A 24,291-nucleotide genomic window follows, 5' to 3' on the forward strand; every position below is an offset into this window, starting at 1 on the left:
AGGTACCCAAGACCCACAGCCCCGCCGGTCGACCGTCACCACGGTCCATCCATGTGTCCCTTGCCTGTGCGCAGGCGTGCACCGCTTGCGCGGACGCGTGCATGTCGGAAGAGATGGTCGGTGAGCTGACCAAGTGCGTCCGCACCGACGCCGACTGCGCCGACATCTGCAACACCACCGCCGCGGTGCTGTCCCGCCACACCGGCTACGACGCGAACGTCACGCGCGCGATCCTCCAGGCATGCGCCACGGTCTGCAAGGCCTGCGGCGACGAATGCGAACGCCACGCCGACCGGCACGACCACTGCCGGGTGTGCGCGGAGGCCTGCCGCCGCTGCGAACGAGCCTGCAACGACCTGATCGCCTCCCTGGGCTGACACACCACATAACGAGATCGTCCGACGAGACGGGTTCCTCGAACCACGTGACACCGCGGTCCGCCAAGGCGGCCGCTACGCGGACCGCCTGCTTGCGGCTGTAGCCGCCGTTGGCGTCGGCGTACAGCTCCCCGTCGTCGCCCATGACCCGGCGGGCCAGCCGCACACGGCTCAGATCCCGGCGCTCGTGCCGCCCCCAGGACTCACCGATCTTGATCTTGGCCCGGTGGATGCCCTCCACGGCGGGTCCGTCATGGAGCACGTGGGCGGCCGTTCCGCTCATGGATTCGCGCCGGCGCTGCCACCGGGTCCGGCGCCGGGGCGGTCGTGCCGGTGCCGGGTGCCGGGCAGCATCTCCTGCACCTTGGCCTTGAAACCCTGCTTGATCATGGAGCCGCGGTCGCTGTCGCCACGCAGGACGGCGAAGGCCGCCGCCTCGATCTGGTCCAGTTCGGCGTGCGGCGGGATGGGAGGTACGGCCGGGTCGGTGCGGAAGTCGATGACGAAGGGCCGGTCGGCCGCCAGCGCCCGCTCCCACGCCGCCTCGACGTGCTTGGGCTTCTCCACCCGGACCCCCTCCAGGCCGATGCGCTGGGCGATCTCCGCGTACGGCAGGTCCGGAATGGCCTGCGACTGCTCGAACTGGGGTGCCCCGGACATGGCCCGCATCTCCCAGGTGACCTGGTTCAGGTCGTGGTTGTTCAGCACCGCCACGATCAGCCGGGGATCGGACCACTCACGCCAGTACTTGGCCGCGGTCACCATCTCCATCATGCCGTTCATCTGCATCGCGCCGTCGCCGACCAGGGCGACCGCCGGCCGGTCCGGGTGGGCGAACTTCGCGCCGATGGCGTACGGCACGCCCGGTCCCATCGTCGCCAGGGTGCCGGACAGCGAACCGCGCATCCGGCCCCGCAGCCGCAGGTGGCGTGCGTACCAGTTGGCGGCGGAGCCGGAGTCGGCGGTGATGACGGCGTCGTCGGGGAGCCTGCCGTCCAGCGCGTGGATCACGTACTCGGGGTTGATCGGGTCGGCGTCGACGGCGGCGCGGCGCTGCATCACCTCCCACCAGCGGGCGTTGTTCTTCTCGATCTTCTCCCGCCAGACGCGGCTCTCCTTGCGGTGCAGGCGCGGCAGCAGCCGCTGCAGCGTCTCGCGGGCATCGCCCACGAGGTTCACCTCGAAGGGATAGCGCAGTCCGATCATGTGGGGGTCGATGTCGATCTGCACGGCCCGCGCCTGGTCCAGCTCCGGCATGAACTGCGTGTACGGGAAGCTGGAGCCGATCATCAGCAGGGTGTCGCAGTCCCGCATCAGTTCGTAGGAGGGGCGGGTACCGAGCAGGCCGATCGCGCCGGTCACGTAGGGCAGGTCGTCCGGAAGCACGTCCTTGCCCAGCAGCGCCTTGGCGACACCGGCACCGAGCACGTCCGCCAGCCGCTCCACCTCCGCGCGCGCGCCTCGCGCTCCCTGCCCGATGAGGACGGCGACCCTCTCACCGGCGTTGAGCACGTCGGCGGCCCGCTGGATGTCCTCGTCCGCCGGCACCGGGGCGTACCGTCCCAGGCCCAGGCTGGACGGCACCATCTTGAAGGCGTGGGTCGGCGGGCTGTAGTCCAGCTCCTGCACATCGGCGGGGAGAATGATCGCGGCGACCGAGTGCTTGGCGTACGCGGTGCGAAACGCCCGGTCGATCAGGTTCGGCAGCTGTTCCGGCACCATCGCCGTCTCGCAGAAGTCCGAGGCGACGTCCTTGAACAGGTTCTGCAGGTCGACTTCCTGCTGGTAGGAGCCGCCCATCGCGCTGCGGTTGGTCTGCCCGACCAGGGCGACGACGGGAACGTGGTCGAGTTTGGCGTCGTAGAGGCCGTTGAGCAGGTGGATCGCGCCCGGGCCGGACGTCGCGGCGCACACGCCGACCTTGCCGGAGAACTTGGCGTAGCCCACCGCCTGGAAGGCGGACATCTCCTCGTGGCGGGACTGCACGAACTTCGGCTTGTTGTCCGCACGGCCCCATGCCGCGAGCAGGCCGTTGATGCCGTCTCCGGCGTAGGCGAAGACGTGGTCGACGTCCCATTCGCGCAGGCGCTGGAGGATGTAGTCGGACACCTTCATGCTGGCCATCGAGGTTCCGTTTCTGCCGGTGAGTACCTGCTGTGACGGGATGCACGGGTAACCGTGCCGCCGTCGGCGCAAACGTCAGGCATTCCATGCCCCTGACACACGCCTGGGCCACTACTTCGCCGGGCCCCGGTAAAGGAGCTATGCCGAGATGGCCTGTGATGACGCGCCGCGAGTCGCGTGCCTGAATCCGGCCGGGGAACTCTGAGAAGAAGCGACGCACACCGTGACCGGTCGGTGCCGGTCACCCCCGGATTCGTGTCCGGGCCGCGGCCCGAAGCGAACGCGGACCGGTGGTTCATGGGCAGGGACCAGGCAGCCATCACCGACCTGGTGGACACCGTCCTCGGTGGCCTTGAGGCCTCACGCGGCGGACCCGCCAGGTTCCTGGAGACGCTGTTCGCCTACTTCGAGAGCGGCTGCCTCAGCACCGTCACGGCGCGCCGGCTCGGAGTGAGCGTGCGCACGGTCACCTACCGGCTCACACGTATCCGGCAGCTCACGGGCCACGACCCCGCCGACCCCGACCAGCGGTACGTCCTGCAGACCGCCACGCTCGGGGCCCGTCTGCTCAACTGGCCGCCCCGGCCGCTGCAGCCCGCCGACTGAAGACGCCCCTCCCGACCGAAGGCGGGTGGCACACCGCACCGCGGCGGCATCCAGCGGAGCGGCGCCGCGGCCCGGGGACCGGACGCAGCGCGCTCGTCGGCAGCGTCAGCACGCCGATCGCGCACCGCACCGCCGTCAGCGGCACCGCACCGGCCGTCAGCCCCTGCGGGGACGCTACGTGTCCGCGGACGGCTCCGCGGAGGGTTCCGGGGGCGGCCCCGCTGACGACTCGTAGCGCGTGCGCAGCACGTCCGCGACACCGAGGGCGGCGGCGGTGACCGGCACCGCCAGGAGCACTCCCACGATCCCGGCAACGGACGCGCCCGCGGTGAGCGCGATCAGGACCACCGCCGGGTGCATCCGCACCGTCCGGCTCTGCACCATCGGCTGGAACACGTTCCCCTCCAGCCCCTGCACCAGGAGCACCACCCCCAGTGCCCACAGCGCGATCGCCAGTCCCCGGTCGGCGAGCGCGACCAGCACGGCCACGGCCCCGGAGACGAAGGCGCCCAGGTAGGGGACGTAGGCGCCGATGAAGACGAGGGCACCGAGCCCGACGGCGCCGGGAACGCCCAGGATCAGCAGGCCGACGGTGATGCAGACCGCGTCGATGAGCGCGACCACGGTGGTGCCCCGCATGAACCCCTCGACGCCCTCGAAGGCCCGCCGGGCCATCGCCTCCACGGTCTCGGTGCTGCCGCGCGGAACGAGCGAGCGCAGGGCGCCGGCGGCCCGATGGGAGTCGCGCAGGAAGAAGAAGACCAGCAGCAGCGCGAGTACCGCCATGCCGAGGGCCTGAGTGACGAGGCCGACCCCGCTGATGACGCCGGAGGCAGCCGTGCCGCCGAACCGGCCAAGCAGGTCCAGGGCGTCGTCGGCCAGATCCCCCAGCGACGTACCGGTCGCCCCGAAGTGATCGGCCAGCACGCGCACCGACCTGCGCAGTGAAGCCAGGATCTGGTCCCAGGTCCCGACCAGCGCGGCCGTGACGATGTACACGGCACCGCCGACGACAGCGAGGACCGCCGCGCAGGTGAGCCCGGCGGCAACGGACCGGTTGACCTTCACTCTGACGAGCCATCGGTGGAGGGGCAGGAGCAGCGCGGTGCCGAGCAGGGCGAGAAGCACGGGAACGACGGCCAGCCGGAGCGCCACACACAGCTGGATGCCGATGTAGGCGACCCCCGCGACCAACAGGATCACGGCGCACCAGGCGGCAAGCCGGCGGACAGGCTCCGGGAGTAGCTGCACACGTCCAGCGTACGCACCGCCGGCCCTGCCCAGGCGCGAGCCGGAGGCGATCCGGGCAAGTGTCCGCCGCCCGGCGGTTGGCGCGGCGGGAACGGTGAGTACGGCATCCGGACGCACCAATGGCGAGGTAGTGCCTCCTGTCCGTCGAGTGTCCTGGAATGCGGGTGGGTGGCAAACGTGTCGGAGCCTCTCCCCGGCTGCCGAGGAGCGAAGATCTCAGGGTGCTGGATCAGGTGAGCGGCCAGTGGTCCGTGGGCTGGATCGTGACGGTGTTCGTTCTCGCGGGCGCGGCCACCGTCGTCTGCGGTGTACGGCTCACCGCGCTCGGGGACACCCTGGCGGATCGCACCGGCTGGGGCGAGGCCCTGTTCGGGACGGTGTTCTTCGGGCTGGCGACATCCCTGTCGGGCATCGTCATGACCGCGGTCAGCGCGGCGGAGGGTCACCCTCAGCTTGCCTACGGCAATGCCGTGGGCGGTATCGCCGCACAGACCCTGGCCGTCGCCCTCGCCGACGCGGTCCACCGCGGAGCGAACCTCGAGCACGCGGCGGCATCGTCGCAGAACCTGCTTTTCGGGTGTCTGCTCGTGGCTTTGCTCGGCATCGCCCTCATGGCCTCCCTCGGCCCCCGGGCGACGGTTTGGGGGGTGCATCCGGCATCCGCGGTGCTCGTCGCCGTCTATCTCGGGGCCCTGCGGCTGATCCGCAGGGACAGGCAGCCACTGTGGCGGGCCGTGCGCACCGAGGACACCGTGATGGACGTTCCTGACCACGCGTCGGCGTTCTCCGAGCGGCGTACCACGGCCATGTGGAGTGAGTTCGCGGGCATCGCACTCGCCGTCGTGGTGAGCGGCTGGGCGGTGGCGCAGGCCGCGGAGCAGCTGGTGACGACCACGGGGCTGAGGGCCGGGCTGGTCGGCGGGGTGTTCATGGGTGTCGTCAACGCCCTGCCCGAGACCGTGGCCGCCGTCGCCGCAGTCCGGCGCGGCGCGCTGACCTTGGCCATCGCGGCGGTGGTGGGCGGCAACTGCCTCGACGTACTGAACCTCGCCATCGGTGACGTGGCCTACCGGCCCGGTTCGCTGTACCAGGCGGCGGATGCCGACGAACTGTTCCTCACCAGTGGATCGTTGGTCATGACCTCGGTACTGCTCGCCGGCCTGCTGGTACGGCAACGCCGTGGCTGGGGGCGTCTGGGCTTCGAGGGGGTCCTGCTCATCGCGGTCTACGCCGTCACCGTCACGGCCCTCGCCGTCTGACGTCCCCTCCGCACCCCTGGGGGCTTCCACGCGCGCGACGAAGCCGACGTTCCGCAGGGCACGCGTCACGCATGAGCCGAGGGGAGGGGGGAAACCGGGAAGGGCGACCAGGTACCAGACGGCCTGGCCATGTCCCGACATTCGAGGGAGGCCTCATGAAGTCCGGCGAGATTCCCGTCCTGATCAGGCTCTCCGACTCCCATCACGCGATCCCGTCCGCCGACGAGGACATCCGGGGCCGGAAGGTCACCGACCGGTCCGGCAACGAACTCGGCAAGGTCGGCGACCTGATCATCGATGAAGGGGAGCGCAAGGTCCGCTTCCTGCTCGTGGAGCACGGCGGTTTCCTGGGCCTCGGCGAGAAGAAGAGCTATGTGCCCGTCGACGCCGTGGCCGAGGTGACCGAGGAGGAGGTCCGCACCGACCGTACCCGGGACGACGTCGTCGACGCGCCCGAGTACGACCCGGATCTCGTGGACCAGCGCGAGTACTACGACCGCGTCTACACGCACTACGGCTACGCCCCCTTCTGGGGCACGGGTTACATCCCGCCGCGCTTTCCCTACGGGTTCTGAACCCGAACGCCCGGGTTCTGAAACGCCCGGTTTCCGAACGCCCGGTTTCCGAACGCCCGGTTTCCGAACGCACGGGTTGTGGACACCGCGGTTCCTGAAGGCCGTGCACGCGCGCGGGTTCGGTGAGGTCCTCTTGCGGCACCACTGTTGACCCGCGGGTGCCGCCTGCTCACAAGGTCCGTCGCCGCCAGGCGGACGCGGAACCCAGCCAGGACGTGACCCGGCTGATGTCGGACGAGGTGACGATGCCGACCAGCCGGTCTCCGTCCAGCACGAGGGCGCGATGGGCGGGGCTGGACTGCAACTCGGGTACGAGCCGCGTCAGTGGGTCGTCGGGGTGAGGCGTCGGCAGTTCGCCGACCGGCACCATGACGCGGGTGACGGGTGTGGCAGCGCGTTCCGCCTCCGGGACGGCGTCGGCACCCTTCAGCGTGACCAGGCCGACGACGGTGTCCGAGTGGTCGAGGACGGGGAAGGCCGAGTGCCGGTAGCGGAACTGCGGGTCGGTCAGGAACTCCTCCACCGTGGTGGTGGCCCCGACGGACACCGGCTCGGGCGTCATCGCGTCGCTCACCGGGATGCCGCCCAGCAGTTCACGCAGTCGCGCCTGGCCGCCTTCCACCGTGGCCATGGCGACGATGAACCAACCGATGACCACCAGCCAGATACCGCTGAACACGGCACCGACAAGCACGAGATACAGGCCGATCCCCACCAGCGCCCACCCCAGGAACCGTCCCGCGGTCGTGGCCACCGCGGTGGCACGCAGCGGGCTGCCGGTCCTCCACCACACGATCGCGCGCAGCAGCCTGCCGCCGTCCAGCGGCGCGGCGGGCAGAACGTTGAAGACGGCCAGCAGGATGTTGATCCCCGCCAGCCAGGCCAGCGCCTCCACCACGAGCCCCGCGCCGGCGAATCCCGCCAACAGCCCGGCTGCCAGGGCGAACAGTCCCCCGAGTACGAGGCTGACGAGGGGACCCACGCCGGCGATGCGCAGTTCCGCCCCCGGGGTGGACGCCTCGCTCTTGAGCCGGGCGAGTCCGCCGAGCAGCCACAAGGTGATGTCGTCGACGGAGACCCCGTTGCGGCGGGCGACCAGCGCGTGGCTGATCTCATGAGCCAGGAGGGAGAACAGGAAGACGGTGGCGGTCGCCGCCGCGGCGAGCCAGTAGTGCCACACCGGGCGACCCGGATGGGCCGCCGGCAGACCACCTTGGGCCAGTCCCACCAGGATCAGGGCGAAGACGAACAGTACGCTCCAGTGCGCGCCCACCCGGATTCCGGCCAACTGGCCCAGTGAGATCGTCGCCCGCACAGCAGCCGCCTCCTTGATGCCCGGCGTTCGCCACTGCCCCGCGGCGGGATGCGTCAGTGGCCGAAAATGTGTCGCCCACGCCGCCGGTGGACCGGCTGCGCCATCTCCGTCCCGGGCTCCGTCGAGGCAGCCGGCGCGGATGCGAGCACCTCACGCACACGCCGCCGCTGCTTCAGTCCTGAGGCCATCATCGCCAGCCCCAAGCAGAAGATCAGCGCGAGCGCCACCCCGGAAAGGAAGAGCCCCGGCATGCTGAGCGTCGCGATCTGGTTGCCGAACATCTCCACCGCGTACTGAGGGCCACCGGTGAAGTTCTCCACGACGGCGATGGTCCCGAACGCGGCAGCAGCCGCCGCCAGCAAGAGTCCCAACAAGATCACCGCTCTCACCTCCTTGTCCGGACGTTTCCGACCGACTACCCGGGACCGGCCTCGCGACACGCCCCCTTGGACCCGAAATCGCTCCGCCTTTTCGTTAGACCCGGTTCACCCCTACTTGTTGGGTTAGCTGGTACGGCATGAGGTTCCCGTACCGAAGAACTGATGCCATGCGCCGACCCCGTCGGCAGGGTGTTCTGACCACATTGCGCGCGCTCGCCGCGGCGACGGCGTTGCTGTTGCTCGTCGGCTGCGGCAGGGACAATCCTCTGAACGAGACCGTCGAACCGTTCGAGATGGTCGAGGTCGACTACGAGCGGGCCATCCGCCTGTCCCTCGCCGAGGTGTCGGGAGGGGAGCTGGTCTCGCTCAGGCTCCAGGAGCCTGAGTCGACGTCGTTCGCATGGGAGAGCGAGATCGCCACCGAGGACGGGAGCATCCAGGTCGTGCGTCTCGACGCGACGCGGGGCAGCGTTCTGGAATCGACCGCCGCCCCCGGCCGGGAGGACTCCCAGGGGCAGGCGGTGGTGAAACTGCTGGACCGGGCAACGGTACTGCCAGGCGAGGCCGCCCGTGAGGCGATGGGTACGACGGACGGCCGGGTCACCTCCATCTCTCTGGAGGAACGAGGCGGCGAGCCGGTCTGGATCGTCGACGTGCTGGACACGGGCGCATCGCCTGCGGTGAGTCATGTGGTGGACGCCCGGACCGGAGAGGTCCAGAACCGCACGCCGGCGTGACACAGAGCGAGCGCGGGACGCGGGTGCCCGGCATGGAGCGCGACGCGGGTGCCCGGCGTGGAGATTGCCGGCAGGCCGAACGTCCCGGGTCTCGGCGGCCCCGCGTCGCCGGACCGGTGAGAGGCGAGGTGCGTGGTACGTCGTCAGGAAGCGGGGATCTCGAGGACGCCTTCGTCGTAGTCGATGGTGATCGAGCCGAAGTCGCTGAGCACGTCCGAACCGAGCAGACCCTGCATCGTGCCGCCGCCCGGGGGCGGCCCGAGATCGATGAGCGTGAGCTCACCCGGCGCGAGAGGCAGGTCGCCGACCTCCCAGTGGGTCACCTCCACAACGGCGACCTCTCCCGTGCTGAGGATCCCGCTCACCGCGCGGCGCTCGCCGGTGCGTTCCAGACCGGCCCGGTCGGCGACGTCGTCGTCGACGACGCTCATGGAAGCACCGGTGTCCAGGGCGAACATGAAGGGCCCCTGGCCTTCGATGCTCACCGGCACGAACGCCAGCGTCTGGCCGAACTGCTCCTGCACCCTGAGCGGTACCTCGCGCGCCGCTGTCCGAGAGGCCCGCCCGTCACCCCGGTCGTCGCTGTCCTGGGGGACCAGGCAGCCGGCGAGCAGCAGCGCGGCGAGAAGCGCTGCGGCGCGTCCGGGCTTCCTTCGATGCCTGGCGCCGGACGCTCGGGCGTCCCGCGTGCTCATGCGCACGGGGTGCCCACCGCGAGGCCGCGCAAACGCGCACCGTGCCGGTGGCGTTGTCGGCCATGGCCGATGGGCCCCGCCCCTTCCACTCGACACCCAGGCATGGGGAGGTAGATCCTGAAACAGGAACACTTGGGGTGTTCGTGTGATGCGAAGGGGCGTCGACATGGAATGGTGGACCTGGCTCATCATCGCTCTCGCGGTCCTCGCGGCAGTCGTCATCTGCGTCATGGCGCTCCAGGCACGGCGCCGATCCGGTGGGGTGATAGCGCAGGACCGCCGTCCTCCCGGGGAGGGAGGGCAGAGGCCATGACGACCTTCATGCGAGCGAGCGAGATCGCCCAGCACCCCGTGGTCACCTTGACGGGGGAGGACCTCGGCCAGGTCAAGGACCTCGTCTTCGACGCCTCGACGGGCAGCATCCGATGCTTCACCCTCGCGGGCCGCGGCCTGCTGGCGGGTCCGCTGCATCGCGCTCTGCTGTGGAAGAACGTCCACGGCCTGGGACCGGACGCGGTGATGGTCCGCGACGAGAGCGCGCTGGAGGACGACGAATCCGCCGCCGAGCGGGGTGACGAGGAGCGTGCCGGAGGCAACGTGCTGGGCGTCGCGATCTCGACACGCAGCGGCACACGTCTGGGCACCGTCACCGACGCCGTCGTCGTGGTCGGCCGGGAACCGGCGGTGGCGGGCTACGAGGTCGAGACCGCCGAGCACCAGCGCGTTCTGCTGCCGGTCGCCGGCCCCGTCGCGGTCTCCGGCGAACGCGTACTCGTCCCGGACGCCACCGCACAGCACAGCGCGGGTGACTTGGCGGGGTTCGGCACCGCCCTGGACAACCTGCGCAGCAGCCTCCAGCAGCACCCCCAGGAGGATTGACCCATGCTGTTCACCAAGGCCCAGGGCAAGACCGTGATGGACCTCAAGACGGCCGAGACGGTCGGAACGGTCGCGGCGTGCACCGTCGCTCCCTCACCGGCGCGCCTCGCCGGTCTGCGCCTGAAGACCCGGGGCCGCGGACATCACACCCTCTCGTGGGAGGACGTCCAGTCGTTCGGTCCGGACGAGGTGGCCGTCGAAGGTGCCGACCGGATTCGCGACGAGAAGGACATCGACCCCGGCCAAGACGCCCACGCGGTGCACGATCCCATCGGGAAGGACGTCCTGACCGAGACAGGAGTCCGCAAGGGCACCGTGACCGACATCGAGTTCGACGAGCGGTCAGGAAGTATTTCGCGCCTGATCACCGCCGACGAGCAGATCCCGGGCGACGCACTTCTGGGAGTCGGCAGCCACGCGGTCGTCGTCAGCGCCCCGAAGTGACGGGCGGCACGTCCACATTCCCTACGGGACCGGTGTGCTCCGAACCCCGCCTGCCGCCGTCCCGGGTGCTCCCACGGTGATCCCCTTCATGCGCGGCCCGGTGCACCGCCACGGGCTCCGGAACGACGTTCTCCCGGGGACGAACCACCGTCAGACGCCGTCCGGCGTGCCGGACTCGGCAGGGGGCCCCGCGGTCTGATCGCGCCTGAGGGGATGACGTCGTGCACGAGGTTCCGCCGTGGCTCTGGGCCGCGTTCGCCGTCACCGTTGGGGTGGCCCTGGCGGTCGATCTGCTGGCGAACCGGCGGGCGCACGTCATCGGCTTGAGGGAGGCGGCCGTCTGGAGCGGGGTCTGGGTGGGCCTCGCTGTCGTGTTCGGAGCCTCCGTATTCCTCGTGGTGGGCCCCACGGCCGGAGTGGAGTACACCACCGCGTGGCTGCTGGAGAAGAGCCTGTCGGTCGACAACCTCTTCGTCTTCGCGCTGATCTTCGGCTACTTCCAGGTGCCCCGTGAGTACCAGCACCGGGTGCTGTTCCTCGGCGTGCTGGGTGCGCTCGTCTTCCGCGGTCTGTTCCTCGCCGCCGGTGTGGCGGTCGTCAACCGCTTCACCGTCGTGATGTTCGTCTTCGCCGCTGTCCTCTTCTACAGCTCGTACAAGATCCTCACCAAGGAGGGGGACAGCGTCGACCCCGGCAGGAGCATCGCCGTGCGGCTCCTGCGCAAGGTCGTACCGGTCCGGGACGACTATGCCGGGAACCGGTTCTTCCTCAGGGAGAACGGCAGGCTGGTCGCCACCCCACTGCTCGCGGTCGTCACGGCGGTCGAAGGCGCCGACCTGATCTTCGCCATCGACAGCGTGCCCGCCGTCCTGGGCGTCAGCAGCGACATCTTCATCGTCTACACCAGCAACGCCTTCGCGATCCTCGGCCTGCGGGCCCTGTACTTCCTGCTCGCGGACCTGCTGGACCGCTTCCACCAGCTCAGCAAGGGCCTGGCGCTCATCCTCGCCCTCATCGGCGTGAAGCTGGCCCTCCAGGCGTCCCACGAGATCATCAGCACCGGCGTTCCCGAGGTGCCCTCCCTTGTCGGCCTCGCAGTGATCGTCGTGGTCCTGGCCACCTCCGTCGTGCTCAGTGTGGTGCGGCCCGCGCCGTCGGGGGCCGACGAGGCGCCGTCCGGCCGCAAGCCGTGATGCCGGCGCTCGTGGCAGCACGGGAATCGGCACCTCGTGCAGCCGCGGGGCGATGACTCCCGGCGCCACAACCGCGCTTGCGGGATCTGCCCGCCGGGTACCCGGTGATTTCGCTGGTGGTGATGGTTCCGCGATGGCCCTGACGCCCCTTCGCTCGCGTCGCGCGATGCCGGCCGATGACTCGCCGAGCCGTCCGGGGCGCACGGAGGGAGCCGAGATGGCTGACACGAAACCCGTCATCGTGGGTGTCGACGACGCCGACGACCAGGTCGGCCTCGTGCGGTACGCCGCTCAGCAGGCCATGACGCGTGGCGTGCCCCTCCACATCACCCACGCGGTGGTGCTGCCCGGTCCCTTCTTCGGCTCGGACGAGGCAGAGGGCCGCTCCGTGGTGCGGCGCGGTGTGGCAGTCGTTGACCGGTTCGAAGCGGTGGCACGGGCGGCGTTTCCGGGCCTGACCGTCGCAGGCGACACGCCCTTCGGTGACGCCGTCTGGACGCTGGTGGAACGCTCCGAAGAGGCGTCCCTGCTGGTGCTCGGGCACCGGGGCAGCGGCGGTTTTCCGCTGCTCCTGCTGGGCTCGGTGAGCCTTCAGGTCGCCACTCACTCCCGGTGCCCGGTTCTGGTGACGCGTCCCGGCGCGCGGGGCGAACCACCTCGGGGGCGCGTCATCACGGGCGCCGATCTGGTGCGCTACTCGCCCAAGGCGGCGGAGTTCGCCTTCGCGGAGGCCGATCGGCGCTCGGCCCACCTGCTCGTCGCCCATGCCCTGCACCGGCCTGCGCTCCTGCCCGGTCCCGGGGCGGCCACCACGGCCCGACGTGAGGTGCACGAGGCCGAGGACGGAGCCCGGGCCATGCTCGAGGACCGGATCGCCGGGCTGCGCGACCGGTATCCGAAGGTGCCGGTCGAGGTGCGGGTCGAGTGGACGCGTCCCGCGACGCACCTGACGGAGTTGTCCGAGGACGCTGAGCTACTGGTGGTCGGCACGCACGGCCGCACGGGCCTGCGCAGACTGCTTCTCGGCTCCGTGAGCACGGAAGTCCTGCACACGGCCCACTCCCCGGTCGCCGTCGTACCCACCCCGGCAGAGGGATGACCGCGCTCGGCCGGAGTTCCCGTAAGGGGCCCATCCCGCCCCACAGGACCTCCCCGGTGTCGCGCATGACCTCACCCCCGGAGATCGTCCGACTGGACCAAGAACTGACGCATGCCGCCCGCAGGCGTGGCATGTCTGACAGCGACTTGTCTTCGACCAGGATCCGAGGGAGCGACCAGGCATGAACGTCAAGAAGGTGTCAGGGCCGTGGCGTAGAGCAGTCACGTTCCTGGTGGTCGGCTGTCTCGCCGCGGTCTGGGGGACGACGGGATGCGCCAGCGACAACGAGTACAACCCTCCGGGCGCCAACGCCCGAGTCGGGCAGGTCCTGATCCGTTTCGCCCACCTCGCCGAACCCCCCGACGGGCCCTGGGAGCAGGGGGACGACGTCCCGCTCTACGCCTGGTTCTTCAATGAGGGGCAGGAAGCCGACAGACTGGTCGGCGCCGAGACGACCGTCGCGAGCTCCGTCGACATCGTGAACGCCGGGGGCACGGTGCGAGGCCCGGTCGAGCTACCGCCCCGACAACTCGTCGAGCTGGAGGAGGGGCGCACCCACCTGCTGCTCAAGGACGTGCGCCAGCGGATCCGGGGCGGTGAGTTCGTGTGGATCACCCTGCGCTTCGAACGCGCCGGCGAGATCGCGCTGCAGGTGCACTCCCAGGCGCCCACCTACGACGACGACGACGTGACCCACGTGCCAGGACTGACATCCCCCTCACCGGAGTGACCGGCGCCACGCAGGCGGTGACCGGGCGAGGGTCCCCCCGCGCGGCACAGGTGGGTCCCGCCCGCCGGTCCCCCGGCCGCCGCACGCGCCGGAGCCGACGGGCCGCCCCGCCGCAGTGTGGTCCAGCGCCGCGTCCCTGGTACGCGCAGCCCAGGCCCCTCGCCCTGTCCGCGACGCGGGAGCGCAGGAGGTGAGTCCCGAGCGGCACGGTGCGGAACGAGAACCCGGCCGAGTGCGGCATCGCCGGGCGGTGACAGCCGCCCTGTACGCCGTGGGACTTTCCGTGCTGGCGCTGGCAGCGGTGTCGCTGGCGGTCCGGATCACTCCGCTGCAACCGGTGTCCGCCGCCGGTCAGACGGTGCGGGTGGGCGCCGCGCCGCTCGAATGGACCCTGTCCGGCCCCGGGCAACTCGATCTCTTCGGTCAGACCCTCCCGACGAGACCGCATGTCGAACGACGTGCGCCGGGCGGACCTGGTCAAGCTCTGTGCGACCTCCCCGACCTGCGACGACCGGGCCTCGACCGCCTACTTCCAGAACCGTCTCGCCCGCTTCGCGCTGGACTACCGCCGGCTCATGCGACTCCTGGCCGCCCTCCCGCAGCGCCCGTCGGTACTGGTCAACGAGTACTACGACCCCTTCGGCCCGGACATCGGCTGCCTGCGGGACGAGGGTCTCACCCGGCAGAAGGTGCAGGTGCTGCGCTCACGACTGGCCGCGCTCAACGCCGTCCTGAGGCAGGGGGCCGAGACCGCCTGCTTCACCTCGGTGAGGCCGGACTTCGCGGCACACGGGCTGTGCAGCGCCCAACCGTATGTCCAGGGGCCCGCCGGCCGCGCCCCGCTGCACCCCACGGCCGCGGGAGCCCTGGCCATCGCCCTCGCCGACCAGCAGGCCATCCCGGCGGACGCACGCTGACGCACCATCCGGCCCCCTCATCGCGGCAGAGACCCCGGGCGAGGCGGCACGCACGGGGGAGGCACCGTGGAAGCACCCGTACGGCCGGCCGGCCGGCCGCGGCCGGTGCCGGGCCAGGCCCGGTGGTCCTGTCGACGACGGCCGGCCACCAGGACCGCCGCCTCACGGCACGGCCGGACTCGGCGGCGACTCCCGGAGCCGGTCGTCGTACGGTTAGTTCGATCACCCCCGGCAGTGTCGCCGCGGCGGTTCTCCGGCGCGAAGCGGCGCTCGCTCTGCGTGGACACCCCCGCCCCGGGGCCACGCGGGGGTCCGGTGTCCTGGTCGGCCTGGTACGGGCTGCTGTTGAACACCGCGGTGAGGATCAGTCCCAGGGTCGCGATGGCGGCGAAGATCATGGCAGCCGTCGTGCGCCGGTCGCGCCGCTTCTCCGCTGCGTCAGGGGCCTCGTCGTGTCCGTCGGCGGGCCCTCCCCGGGACTCGTCGGGGAACTGCGCGTTGAGCTCCTCCATGGTCGCGGCGAGGCAGGGGTCGTCCTGGGCCAGCCGTCGTTCGAGCTGAGCGAAGATTTCCTTCTCAGGATTCATGTCGGTCACCTCGAACTGTGCGGGAGGGATCCTCGGACGGCCGGCCGGGCCGATCTGACGTCTCCGTCCCGCCCACGGCGAGGACCCCGACCCCGGACGTGGGACTCGCCAGTTCGTAGATCACGGCCAGGGCCCCGACCGGCAGAAGAGGGAGCACCAGTTCCGGGTTGGCCGCTGGCTGCCGGGCCTGGCCCCGGGAAGCCGGACCGCGCTCCACCACACACGCGCCCGCGGTGCGCAGCACGACCTCGTGTTCGCCGCCCTCCTGCTTCACCAGGACGCGGCGGCCGTCCCACTCGGTGAGCAGGGCCTCCCGGGCGGGAGCCACGGACCGTAGGTGCGCATCGACGTCCGAGCACGGCACGGTGCCCCCTGGTTCTCTCACGTATCTCGACCGGAAATTGCACTCACGAAGTACCCACACGCCGTGGACCGACGCTTGCCGGAGGTGCGGGGCTACGGCCGTCTCACAGAGCCCTTTCTTGCCGGACCACGGCAAAGCCGGCCACGGACGCGTGAGCACAGCCGCGACGCGGCCACCGCGACGGCCGGGCCGCGAAGGATCGCCGCAGCCGGGTGTGCGGCGTCGCCCTCACGGCTTTGTTCCGGAGACGCCCGGCTCCCTGCCGCAGGACCCGACAGGGTGACGTGACGCGCGGTAGTCGTCCGATCACGGTAGCGTGCCGAGCAGTGGCCGAGAGAGCGTGCAGCGGCGGGGCCGACCGGGCAGCGGGGATCCGACCAGGTTCTCCTGGTGCTCGCCGTGACCCTCGCTCCGCGTGCCGACGGTACCGACGGCGCTTCGGCGCAGGCGGACGAGAGTCTGGGAGGACCAGATGGCCGTAGAGATCAAGCCCCTCATCAAGCCCTCGCGGCTCAGGCGGCGGGCGGGCCTGTTGGGCGAATGCCTCTCAGAATTCCTCGGGACCTTCGTTCTCGTCTGCTTCGGGTGCGGCGTGGTCGCGATGACGGTCGCGGGCCTGCCGGGCTCGGGTCGCACCTCGGGACCCACCACGTTCTTCCTGGGCGCCGGGGACTGGCTGCTGATCACCTGGGGCTGGGCCATGGGCGTGGTCTTCGGTGTGTACGTGGCCGGCGGGGTCAGCGGGGCTCATATCAACCCGGCGGTGACACTGGCGTTCGCGGTACGGCGCAAGTTCCCGTGGGTCAAGGTCCTGCCGTACATGGCGTCGCAGGTACTTGGGGCGTTCGCCGGGGCCGCTCTGGTGTACGGGGTCTACCACGACGCGATCAACACGTTCGACGCCGCCGCGGAAGGCCCGAAGACGAATGGCCGCACGCTCGCGTCCTTCTCCATCTTCGCCACGTTCCCGGCGCCGTACTTCAACGGTGGTATCTGGGGGCCGCTGTTCGACCAGATCGTCGGCACCGCGTTCCTGGCGATGTTCGTGGTCGCCGTCATCGACCTGCGCAACACCGCGGTGAAGGCCAACCTCGGTCCCCTGATCATCGGTTTCGCGGTCGCGGCGATCGGCATGTCCTACGGTGCCAACGCCGGCTACGCCATCAATCCCGCACGTGACCTCGGCCCGCGCCTGTTCACCTGGGCCGCGGGCTGGCAGGACCTGGCGATGCCGGGGACCCTGTCGGGCGCCTTCAGCAACTACTTCTGGATCCCGATCGTCGGGCCGCTCGTCGGCGGCGTCATCGGAGTGCTGGTGTACGACCTGTTCATCGGTGACACCCTCTACTCGCGTGGCGGCGCTCCTCCGGAGCCCGGTCGGACGCGGCCGACGACAGCCGACGATTCCTGATGGAGTTGTAGAGCGGCCTGCGTGACGGGCGGTATGGGTTCGTAACACCGTCCGTCACGCAGGAGAGCCCACAGGACGTTGACCCGGCGGCGGGCGAGCGCGAGCACGGCTTGGACGTGGCGTTCACCCTCGGCGCGCTTGCGGTCGTAGAAGCGGCGGGACTCGTCGCAGCAGGGCTCACGCCTCGTAGGCGCCGGCGTCCAGTACGTACCGGCGTCCGGTGAGGGAGTCGTGGGCGAGTTCGCCGTCGCCGGCGTTCCGCTCCACAGGTCCGCGGTCCTGGAAGCCCAGTTTCTCCAGCACACGCAGCGACGGATGGTTCTCAGTGGTGACGTCCGCGCGAACCGAGGTGATACCGGGAAGCGCAAAGAGGTACGCGAGCAGCAGCTGTACGGCACCGGTAGCCAGGCCACGCCCCTGCTCACCGGGGACGACCGTGTAATAGATCTCCACCACCCCTTCCGTGTCCGTGGCAGTGCCCCCGATCGAGCCCAGGTACGAGTCGTCTGCGGCGTCCGCGATGGTCAGGGACAGAACCTCGTGATCAGAGCCGTAGGCGGAGATCACGTAGTCGAGCATGCCCTGCGCACCCTGCGTGGTCTTCTGCTCCGCCGTGAAAGCCATGTGGCGGGTGGCCTCGGGGTCGGTGAGGAAGGCCGCGAACGCCTCCTGGTCAGCGGGGCAGTGCCGGCGCAGGTTGAAGCCCTCGCCGGGCAGCAGTTCCGGACAGGGCAACAGCATGGCGACTCCACAAAGAACAAGCACAGGCAGAAACGGCCTCAACGACTCCGAATGGTACGTGCCGCGGCCTGCTACCTCGGCAGTACGTCCTGCCCCTCAACCATTTGACATCCATGGGAGCATCCGGGATTCACCCACAGCACCGGCGGACGTCCCGGACGGCGGACGGCCGCCTGATTGCCCGAGCGCCCGCGACACCGCGGCACCGCGGCACCGCGGCACCGCGGCACGCCGAGGCGTCGGACGGCTGAGGGCTACGCACCGGTGCCTGAGCCGGGAGGCGGAGAGCCGGCACGAGCGCACCGCGGCGACAGGACCCGCGGTCAGGAGTCCGGTCGCCCAGGCGTGGAGTCCGCCGGGGGTCCAGGGCGCCCCTCCCTTCGCACCACGCGGCGGCACCCGTCCTTCCACGTCGTACACGACGGCGCTGGCGTCACCAGGCCGGGTGGTCGGTTCGCGACCGCGCCAGCTCCGCACCGCCTTCTCCGGCGGCCAGTCCGGTGATCCCATACCGGGCGCCCGCGACCGTACTGCCGACGACCGCACCCGCTGCCAGGCATCCCACCAGGCGGTCCGCCCCGCAGGCGCAGCCCAACCTTTAGACTATGCAAAGGTTACTTCCGTGAGACGACTCCTGCTCCGGGTCCTCACCCGATCGAGCCAGGGAGTCATTCCCGACACGTGGAAGGCCCGGCCATGCCCGACAGAGACACCGCACCCCGCCGCCCGCCGCTTCCCACCGGATGGCGACGCCTGGCCCTGCGCCTGCCGGTCCTGCTCTACCGCGCGGGTCTCGGCCCCCTCTTCGGGAAGCGGCTCCTTCTGCTGCACCACACAGGCCGGGTCTCCGACCGCGACCACATGACGGTCCTGGAGGTCGTGTCCTACGACTCGGCGGAGTCGACCTGGACGGTCGCCTCCGGCTTCGGCCCGGGGGCCGACTGGTACCTGAACCTGCGCGCCCAGCCGAAGACCCTGATCCGGTTCGGAAACCGCCCGCGCGCGGTCACCGCACACTTCCTGCCGCCCGAGGACGGCGCTGAGATCATGGCCGGCTACGCGTGCCGGCGCCCCCGCACCGCCCGCCGACTGTGCGCCTTCATGGGCCTTCCCGTGGACGGTGGTGAGGCGTCGTTCCGCGAAGCGGGACGGGTCATCCCCTTCGTGCGGCTCGAAGCCGCCGACGGGTACGGCCAGGCCACGCGCGGCCACCGGTGAGTCCGGAAAGTCACTCAGGAGCACCGGCAAGAGCACTGGCGATCACATTTTGCACTGTGCAATGATCGGGCGCCGAGGCCGGCCGAGGGCCGATCGGCACAGGACAAACCCTCCGGCCATCGGCCGGCCTCTCGAAGGACACGGCGGGGCGGCTCCTGCACCGGCCCTTGCAACCACTCCGTCGATTTGTCCCCTTCATCATGATCTGTAGGCTGGACTGGTGCTGATGTCGACGCGCTTCCGCCGTCCGCCCGCACCCCGGTTCCCCTCGGCCCCGGCCGCGTCGACGGGACGCGTTCCTCACGCCGATGCGTGAAACGCTGCGGGTGCAGTTGTGGCCCCTGCCGACGCTGGGTGTCGCCCTTGCCGCCGTCGCGGGCGTGGGTCTGCCCCAGTTGGACGCGCGGATTCAGCTCGACCCCCCGACCTGGCTCAAGACCTATCTGTTCAGCGGCGGCCCCGATGCCGCCCGCTCGGTGCTCTCGGCGATCGCCGGCTCACTGGTCACGGTCACGGCGCTGACCTTCTCGCTGACCGTCCTGACCCTGCAGCTGGCGAGCAGTCAGTTCTCCCCTCGTCTGTTGCGGACGTTCACCGCCGACCGGCACGTCCAGGCGACCCTGGCGCTGTTCCTCACGACGTTCACCTTCGCCCTGACCGTGCTGCGCACGGTACGCACCGGCAAGGACGAGCAGACCGAGTTCGTCCCCCAGATCTCGGTCACCGTGGCTCTTCTGCTCACTCTGGCCAGCCTCCTCGCCCTCGTGCTCTTCCTGTCGCACCTGGCACGCGAACTCCGCATCGAGACGATGATGCGCAGCGTCCACTCCGCCACCGTCCACACCATCCACCGGCTTCTCCCCCAGCAGCAGGACACGGCCGGCAGGGACTCCGCCGCCGGCAATGCCTCCGGCGCCACGCCGGAACCACCCGCCAACGCGCTGCCCCTGACCGTCAGCGCTTCCGGCTTCCTCACCTCGATGGACGAGAAGGCACTCCTGCGTGCCGCCGTGGAGGCCGACGCCGTCGTCCTCATCGACCGCACTCCCGGCGACTCGCTCGTCGCCGGCACACCCGTGGGGGTGGCATGGCCCCGCCCCGGGACCCACCTTTCGTCCGAGGCCCGGGCACGTCTGGTCGGCCGGGCCGCCGCAGCGGTGAGCATCGGCCCCGAGCGGACCGACCGTGAAGACGTCGCCTTCGGAATCCGGCAGCTCACCGACATCGCCACCAAGGCGCTGTCCCCCGGGATCAACGACCCGACGACCGCTGTCCACGCGCTGGCCCACTCCTCCGCACTGCTGTGTGAGCTGGCAGGCCGCGATCTGGGTCCCCGGATGCTCCACGACGATCAGCAGCGGCTCAGAGTCGTGCTGCGGCGCCCGGATCTGGACGAGCTGGTGACTCTGGCAGTCGCCCAGCCCCTGCGGTACGGAGCCGGTGAGCCCGCCGTCCTGGCCCGCATCGCGGCGCTGCTGCGCGAGCTGGCCTGGACCGCCCCACCCGACCGGCACCCGCCCATCGCCGGCGCACTCGCCCGACTGCGCTCGACGATCGACGGCCAGGACCTCGACGACACCGAGCACGTCCGGCTCGTGGAGCTGACTCGGCTTGCCGAAGAGGCCCTCGCCGGGCGCTGGCCGCCCGGTCGCTGACCGCCCGCCGGGGTGGCCCGTCGCCGGGCCGCCCCACCTCCACGGGCGCGCTCCACCGCGAGGGGGAAGGCGTGGAGCCATGACCGCCCGTCACCTCCGGGCGACACCGTCCCGCCACGTCCCACGGCGCAGACGGCCGGGTCTGCCACAGCCGGCGCCGCCCCGTGCCCCCTCGTCGGGCCTGGATGGACAAACCAGGGCACACAACGCGTCGACGGTACGCGCCAGTTACCGCTCAGGCACGGAGCGAGTTGGCACTTCCGCCCCACAGGGAGTCGTGTGACACTGGCGTCCCGTCCGCAGTGCGGACCCCCTCCGCACCCACCCCCACGAGAAGTGCGCCGTGCGTTCTCTTCCTCTGCCGCTCGCTCTCACCGCGCGCCTGACGCCGGTCGTCGTGCTCGCCTGCGCGGGCTGGGCGCTCAGCTCCGGCCCGGAGCCCACCGCCCCGGCCGCCCAGGGCAAGGAGGCGGACCGGACCGGGACCCGGTCCCCCTCCGCGCCGTCCTCGACGACCGCGCCGAAGACGTACACCGCGGCCCCCGCGCCGTGCGACAGCCTGGCGCAGAAGACGATCACGTCGCTGGTGCCCGGCGCCAGGACGGCCGGCAAGGAGATCACCTCGACGGACAAGTCGGTCCGCCGCACCTGCTCCTGGAACGCCCTGAAGGGCTACGACTACCGCTGGCTGGACGTCTCCTTCGAGATCAGCGACTCGGACGACAAGGCGCTCAAGCAGTACGAGGCACGGGTGCGGGAGAAGAGCGGCGGCGGCGCGGTCCCCGGCACGGGCGACGCGGCCTACTCGGTCGTGAACCTCACCACCGAGGACGACCAGAAGACGCGCGAGGCGACAGTGATCGTCCGGGCGTCCAACGCGCTCGTGGTCGTCACCTACAACGGCTCGGACTTCGAGTCGAAGGAGGCGCCCAGCTCGGACGAGATGAACAAGGGCGCGATCAAGGCGGCGAAGGAGGCGGCTGCCGCACTGGAGGGCGGCGGGTAGGCGCCACCGCCCTGCCGGCGGCGACGCCTCAGGTCACCCGGTCGCCGCCGGCACGCTCACGGGGCAGCATCAGCGCCACGTACAGCAGCAGCGAGGCCGTGAGACCCACCGCCCAGCCGTAGTCCGCGAGCGGCTTCAGGAACGGGATCAGGCCCTCCGACGGGAAGGGACCGGAGCGCACCCCGTCCGCGTTCACGGTGGAGTACGAGCCGCCGATCGCCAGTACACCGCCGACGGCGAACGCCACCAGGGCACGCCAGTTCCAGCCGGCGGCGTACCAGTAGCGTCCGCCCGGGGTGTACAGGTCCGCCAGGTGCAGGACCGTGCGCCGGACGATCCAGTAGTCGGCGATGAGGATGCCCGCGACCGTGCCGAGCAGCCCGCCGACCACGCCGAGCCAGGTGAAGATGTAGAACTCGGGCGTCGAGATCAGCTTCCACGGGAAGATCAGGATTCCGACCACGCCCGTGATCAGCGCGCCGGTACGGAAGTTGATGAACTTCGGCGCCAGGTTGGCCAGGTCGTAGGCCGGGGAGACCACGTTCGCCGCGATGTTCACGGAGATGGTGGCGACCAGCACGGTGATCAGCGCGAAGAGCAGGCCGAAGACGTTGTCCGCCTTGGCGGCGAGGGTGACCGGGTCCCAGATCGCCTCGCCGTAGACCGCCTCGGAGCCGGAGGTCACGAGGACGGCGAGGATCGCGAACAGGGTCATCGTGGTGGGCAGGCCCAGCGTCTGGCCCAGGGTCTGGGCGCGCTGGCTGGCGCCGAAGCGGGTGAAGTCGGGGATGTTCAGCGACAGGGTCGCCCAGAAGCCGATCATGCCCATGAGGGACGGGATGAAGACCGGCCAGAAGTCCGCGCCCCAGCCGAGCTTCGAGGGCTGCGAGAGCAACTCACCGAAGCCGTCCGCCTGCACGGCGATCCAGATCAGCAGCACGAAGGCGCCGACGATCACGAAGGGCGCGGCCCAGTTCTCGAAGTGCCGCAGGAAGTTCATGCCGCGGTGGATGATGGCGATCTGCACGGCCCAGAACAGGATGAAGCACAGCCACAGCGGCCAGGGGTTGCCGGCGATCTGCCCGGCCTTCTCCCATTCGCCGCCGGTGAGCTTGGAGCCGAGGACGAAGATGCCGCTGCCGCCGATCCAGGTCTGGATCCCGAACCAGCCGCAGGCCACCGCGGCCCGGATCAGCGCCGGGACGTTGGCGCCGCGCAGCCCGAAGGAGGCGCGGGCGAGCACCGGGAAGGGAATGCCGTACTTGGGGCCGGCGTGGCCGGTGGCGAGCATCGGCAGCAGCACGATGACGTTGGCCAGGGCGATGGTGAAGACCGCCTGCTTCCAGTCCATGCCGAGCGCGACCAGACCGGATGCCAGGGTCCAGCTGGGAATGCAGTGCGCCATGGAGATCCACAGCGCCGCGAAGTTGTAGGTCGTCCACCGGCGCTCGGCGACCGGGACGGGACGCAGGTCCTCGTTGGCGAACGGGCTTTCGGCGGGGAAGGCCTCGGGGGCCAGCTCTATCCGGCCGTCGGCATCGGCACTCTGGGCGGCGGGCGACCCCGCGGGGACTGTTTCGGTCATGGCAGGCCAATCGGCAAGGTGGGACGGGAGAGGCCGTGCGGAGGCCCTGGGCCCCTCCCCGGAACGGCGGGGAGGAGGGCAAGGGGTGGGGGGTCGGTCGGTGGTCGCTGCGCGTTCAGGAACGGAGCGTGGGGATGACCTTCGCGCCGTAGGCGTCGATCACCGCTTCCTGTGCGTCGTGCATGTCGTACACCGCGAACTGGTCGACGCCCAGCGCGCGCAGCGCCCTGAGTTTCTCGACGTGCTTCTCGACCGGCCCGATCAGGCAGAACCGGTCGACGATCTCGTCCGGCACGAACTGGGTGTCGGGGTTGCCGCTGCGCCCGTGGTGGGCGTAGTCGTAGCCCTCGCGGGCCTTGATGTAGTCGGTGAGTCCGGCGGGTACGGCGGCGGAGTGCTCGCCGTACTTGGCGACCAGGTCGGCGACGTGGTTTCCCACCATTCCGCCGAACCAGCGGCACTGCTCCCGCGCGTGCGCGAGCGCCTCGGGCGAGTCGTCCTCGGTGACGTAGGCGGGGGCGGCCACGCAGATCGTGACGGCGCCGGGGTCGCGCCCGGCGGCGACCGCCGCGTCCTTGACCGCCTTGACCATGTACTCGGTGAGATACAGGTCGGCGAGCTGGAGGATGAACCCGTCTGCTTCCTCACCGGTCATCTTCAGCGCCTTGGGCCCGTACGCGGCCATCCACACGGGGAGCCGGGCGCCCGGCTTGATCCACGGGAGCCTGATCACCGTGCCGCCCAGTTCGGCCTGCCGGCCGCTGCCCAGCTCGCGGATGACCTTCATCGCCTCACTGATCCGGGCGAGCGTGTTGGGCCGGCGTCCGGCCACCCGCATCGCCGAGTCGCCGCGCCCGATGCCGCACACCGTGCGGTTGCCGAACATGTCGTTGAGCGTGGCGAAGGTGGAGGCGGTGACCTCCCAGGTGCGGGTGCCGGGGTTGGTGACCATGGGGCCGACCGTCAGCTTCGTGGTGTTGGCGAGGATCTGGCTGTAGATGACGAAGGGTTCCTGCCAGAGCACCGCCGAGTCGAAGGTCCACCCGTGGGTGAATCCGTTGCGCTCGGCACGCTTCATCAGGGAGACGACCCGGGAGGCCGGCGGGTCGGTCTGCAGCACGAGTCCGAAGTCCATGGGCGCCT

General features: G+C 70.6%; 24 protein-coding genes and 3 pseudogenes. 15 read left to right on the forward strand and 12 right to left on the reverse strand.

Annotated elements, in window-relative coordinates:
• Positions 1-56: 56 nt before the first annotated feature.
• Positions 57-377: pseudogene (locus tag ACGF8A_RS21025) on the forward strand (four-helix bundle copper-binding protein); the annotation flags it as partial.
• Between the two features lie 13 nt (positions 378-390).
• On the opposite strand, the pseudogene ACGF8A_RS21030 reads toward ACGF8A_RS21025, so the two are convergent.
• Both ACGF8A_RS21030 and ACGF8A_RS21035 read right to left on the reverse strand, forming a co-directional pair.
• A pseudogene (locus tag ACGF8A_RS21030) lies at positions 391-615 on the reverse strand (enolase C-terminal domain-like protein); the annotation flags it as partial.
• 41 nt (positions 616-656) lie between these two features.
• On the reverse strand, positions 657-2,492 hold the full coding sequence (locus ACGF8A_RS21035; protein ID WP_393110393.1) for a thiamine pyrophosphate-requiring protein: 1,836 nt from the start codon (positions 2,490-2,492) through the stop codon (positions 657-659).
• Positions 2,493-2,798: 306 nt separating this feature from the next.
• Between ACGF8A_RS21035 and ACGF8A_RS21040 the strand changes: the two genes are divergently transcribed.
• The gene (locus ACGF8A_RS21040) at positions 2,799-3,107 is read left to right on the forward strand and encodes a PucR family transcriptional regulator (protein WP_393110282.1); all 309 of its coding nucleotides are present in this window, start codon (positions 2,799-2,801) and stop codon (positions 3,105-3,107) included.
• Between the two features lie 174 nt (positions 3,108-3,281).
• Here ACGF8A_RS21040 and ACGF8A_RS21045 read toward each other — a convergent pair whose 3' ends face one another.
• Entirely contained in the window at positions 3,282-4,358 is a 1,077-nt protein-coding gene (locus ACGF8A_RS21045) for an AI-2E family transporter (protein ID WP_393110284.1), read from the reverse strand.
• Between the two features lie 221 nt (positions 4,359-4,579).
• Here ACGF8A_RS21045 and ACGF8A_RS21050 point away from each other — a divergent pair, with 221 nt between their 5' ends.
• Together ACGF8A_RS21050 and ACGF8A_RS21055 are read left to right on the forward strand one after the other, a co-directional pair.
• The gene (locus ACGF8A_RS21050; RefSeq protein ID WP_393110286.1) at positions 4,580-5,617 is read left to right on the forward strand and encodes a sodium:calcium antiporter; all 1,038 of its coding nucleotides are present in this window, start codon (positions 4,580-4,582) and stop codon (positions 5,615-5,617) included.
• A 155-nt stretch (positions 5,618-5,772) separates the two neighbouring features.
• Positions 5,773-6,192 carry a PRC-barrel domain-containing protein gene (locus ACGF8A_RS21055; RefSeq protein WP_393110288.1) on the forward strand — a complete coding sequence of 140 codons (420 nt, stop codon included), beginning with the start codon at positions 5,773-5,775 and terminating at the stop codon, positions 6,190-6,192.
• A gap of 169 nt (positions 6,193-6,361) precedes the next feature.
• On the opposite strand, the gene ACGF8A_RS21060 is transcribed toward ACGF8A_RS21055, so the two are convergent.
• Positions 6,362-7,507, reverse strand: a complete 1,146-nt coding sequence (locus ACGF8A_RS21060) for a site-2 protease family protein (RefSeq protein WP_393110290.1) — start codon at positions 7,505-7,507, stop codon at positions 6,362-6,364.
• A gap of 53 nt (positions 7,508-7,560) precedes the next feature.
• On the reverse strand, positions 7,561-7,896 hold the full coding sequence (locus ACGF8A_RS21065; protein ID WP_393110292.1) for a hypothetical protein: 336 nt from the start codon (positions 7,894-7,896) through the stop codon (positions 7,561-7,563).
• Positions 7,897-8,054: 158 nt separating this feature from the next.
• Here ACGF8A_RS21065 and ACGF8A_RS21070 point away from each other — a divergent pair, with 158 nt between their 5' ends.
• Complete coding sequence (locus ACGF8A_RS21070) at positions 8,055-8,624, forward strand: PepSY domain-containing protein (protein WP_393110294.1); 570 nt, start codon at positions 8,055-8,057, stop codon at positions 8,622-8,624.
• 143 nt (positions 8,625-8,767) lie between these two features.
• On the opposite strand, the gene ACGF8A_RS21075 is transcribed toward ACGF8A_RS21070, so the two are convergent.
• Complete coding sequence (locus ACGF8A_RS21075) at positions 8,768-9,319, reverse strand: retropepsin-like aspartic protease (protein ID WP_393110296.1); 552 nt, start codon at positions 9,317-9,319, stop codon at positions 8,768-8,770.
• A gap of 309 nt (positions 9,320-9,628) precedes the next feature.
• On the opposite strand from ACGF8A_RS21075, the gene ACGF8A_RS21080 reads away from it, so the two are divergent.
• The 6 genes from ACGF8A_RS21080 to ACGF8A_RS21105 all read left to right on the forward strand — a co-directional run bounded on the left by ACGF8A_RS21080 (position 9,629) and on the right by ACGF8A_RS21105 (position 14,581).
• The gene (locus ACGF8A_RS21080; protein WP_393110298.1) at positions 9,629-10,198 is read left to right on the forward strand and encodes a PRC-barrel domain-containing protein; all 570 of its coding nucleotides are present in this window, start codon (positions 9,629-9,631) and stop codon (positions 10,196-10,198) included.
• Between the two features lie 3 nt (positions 10,199-10,201).
• Positions 10,202-10,642, forward strand: coding sequence for a PRC-barrel domain-containing protein (locus ACGF8A_RS21085; RefSeq protein WP_393110300.1), 441 nt, complete (start codon positions 10,202-10,204; stop codon positions 10,640-10,642).
• 221 nt (positions 10,643-10,863) lie between these two features.
• Positions 10,864-11,835 carry a TerC family protein gene (locus tag ACGF8A_RS21090; protein WP_393110302.1) on the forward strand — a complete coding sequence of 324 codons (972 nt, stop codon included), beginning with the start codon at positions 10,864-10,866 and terminating at the stop codon, positions 11,833-11,835.
• A gap of 217 nt (positions 11,836-12,052) precedes the next feature.
• Positions 12,053-12,934: a universal stress protein gene (locus tag ACGF8A_RS21095; RefSeq protein WP_393110303.1), complete on the forward strand. Its 882-nt coding sequence runs from the start codon at positions 12,053-12,055 to the stop codon at positions 12,932-12,934.
• Positions 12,935-13,115: 181 nt separating this feature from the next.
• The gene (locus ACGF8A_RS21100; protein ID WP_393110305.1) at positions 13,116-13,664 is read left to right on the forward strand and encodes a copper chaperone PCu(A)C; all 549 of its coding nucleotides are present in this window, start codon (positions 13,116-13,118) and stop codon (positions 13,662-13,664) included.
• Between the two features lie 446 nt (positions 13,665-14,110).
• Positions 14,111-14,581: a hypothetical protein gene (locus ACGF8A_RS21105; protein WP_393110307.1), complete on the forward strand. Its 471-nt coding sequence runs from the start codon at positions 14,111-14,113 to the stop codon at positions 14,579-14,581.
• A 17-nt stretch (positions 14,582-14,598) separates the two neighbouring features.
• Here the strand turns inward: ACGF8A_RS21105 and ACGF8A_RS21110 are convergent, their stop codons facing one another.
• Positions 14,599-15,168, reverse strand: a complete 570-nt coding sequence (locus tag ACGF8A_RS21110; protein ID WP_393110309.1) for a DUF3040 domain-containing protein — start codon at positions 15,166-15,168, stop codon at positions 14,599-14,601.
• A complete protein-coding gene (locus ACGF8A_RS21115) occupies positions 15,158-15,496 on the reverse strand; it encodes a hypothetical protein (RefSeq protein ID WP_393110311.1) in 339 nt (112 codons plus the stop codon). Before ACGF8A_RS21115 ends, ACGF8A_RS21110 begins: the two co-directional genes overlap by 11 nt.
• Positions 15,497-16,004: 508 nt before the next feature.
• On the opposite strand from ACGF8A_RS21115, the gene ACGF8A_RS21120 reads away from it, so the two are divergent.
• Positions 16,005-16,943, forward strand: a complete 939-nt coding sequence (locus ACGF8A_RS21120; RefSeq protein WP_393110313.1) for an MIP/aquaporin family protein — start codon at positions 16,005-16,007, stop codon at positions 16,941-16,943.
• Between the two features lie 26 nt (positions 16,944-16,969).
• On the opposite strand, the pseudogene ACGF8A_RS21125 reads toward ACGF8A_RS21120, so the two are convergent.
• Positions 16,970-17,104 (reverse strand): annotated as a pseudogene (locus ACGF8A_RS21125) (IS110 family transposase); the annotation flags it as partial.
• Between the two features lie 16 nt (positions 17,105-17,120).
• Positions 17,121-17,684 carry a GNAT family N-acetyltransferase gene (locus ACGF8A_RS21130; RefSeq protein WP_393110315.1) on the reverse strand — a complete coding sequence of 188 codons (564 nt, stop codon included), beginning with the start codon at positions 17,682-17,684 and terminating at the stop codon, positions 17,121-17,123.
• A 696-nt stretch (positions 17,685-18,380) separates the two neighbouring features.
• On the opposite strand from ACGF8A_RS21130, the gene ACGF8A_RS21135 reads away from it, so the two are divergent.
• The 3 genes from ACGF8A_RS21135 (at position 18,381) to ACGF8A_RS21145 (ending at position 21,563) form a co-directional block, all read left to right on the forward strand.
• Positions 18,381-18,902, forward strand: coding sequence for a nitroreductase family deazaflavin-dependent oxidoreductase (locus tag ACGF8A_RS21135; protein WP_393110317.1), 522 nt, complete (start codon positions 18,381-18,383; stop codon positions 18,900-18,902).
• 308 nt (positions 18,903-19,210) lie between these two features.
• Positions 19,211-20,557, forward strand: a complete 1,347-nt coding sequence (locus ACGF8A_RS21140; RefSeq protein ID WP_393110319.1) for a DUF2254 domain-containing protein — start codon at positions 19,211-19,213, stop codon at positions 20,555-20,557.
• A 343-nt stretch (positions 20,558-20,900) separates the two neighbouring features.
• On the forward strand, positions 20,901-21,563 hold the full coding sequence (locus tag ACGF8A_RS21145; RefSeq protein ID WP_393110321.1) for a hypothetical protein: 663 nt from the start codon (positions 20,901-20,903) through the stop codon (positions 21,561-21,563).
• 28 nt (positions 21,564-21,591) lie between these two features.
• Here the strand turns inward: ACGF8A_RS21145 and ACGF8A_RS21150 are convergent, their stop codons facing one another.
• Both ACGF8A_RS21150 and ACGF8A_RS21155 read right to left on the reverse strand, forming a co-directional pair.
• Entirely contained in the window at positions 21,592-23,148 is a 1,557-nt protein-coding gene (locus tag ACGF8A_RS21150) for an NCS1 family nucleobase:cation symporter-1 (RefSeq protein WP_393110323.1), read from the reverse strand.
• A 115-nt stretch (positions 23,149-23,263) separates the two neighbouring features.
• On the reverse strand, positions 23,264-24,283 hold the full coding sequence (locus ACGF8A_RS21155; RefSeq protein WP_393110325.1) for a TIGR03842 family LLM class F420-dependent oxidoreductase: 1,020 nt from the start codon (positions 24,281-24,283) through the stop codon (positions 23,264-23,266).
• Between the last annotated feature and the right edge of the window lie 8 nt (positions 24,284-24,291).

This window comes from Streptomyces sp. NPDC047706 (assembly GCF_043204795.1).
In the GTDB taxonomy this organism is placed as follows: domain Bacteria; phylum Actinomycetota; class Actinomycetes; order Streptomycetales; family Streptomycetaceae; genus Streptomyces.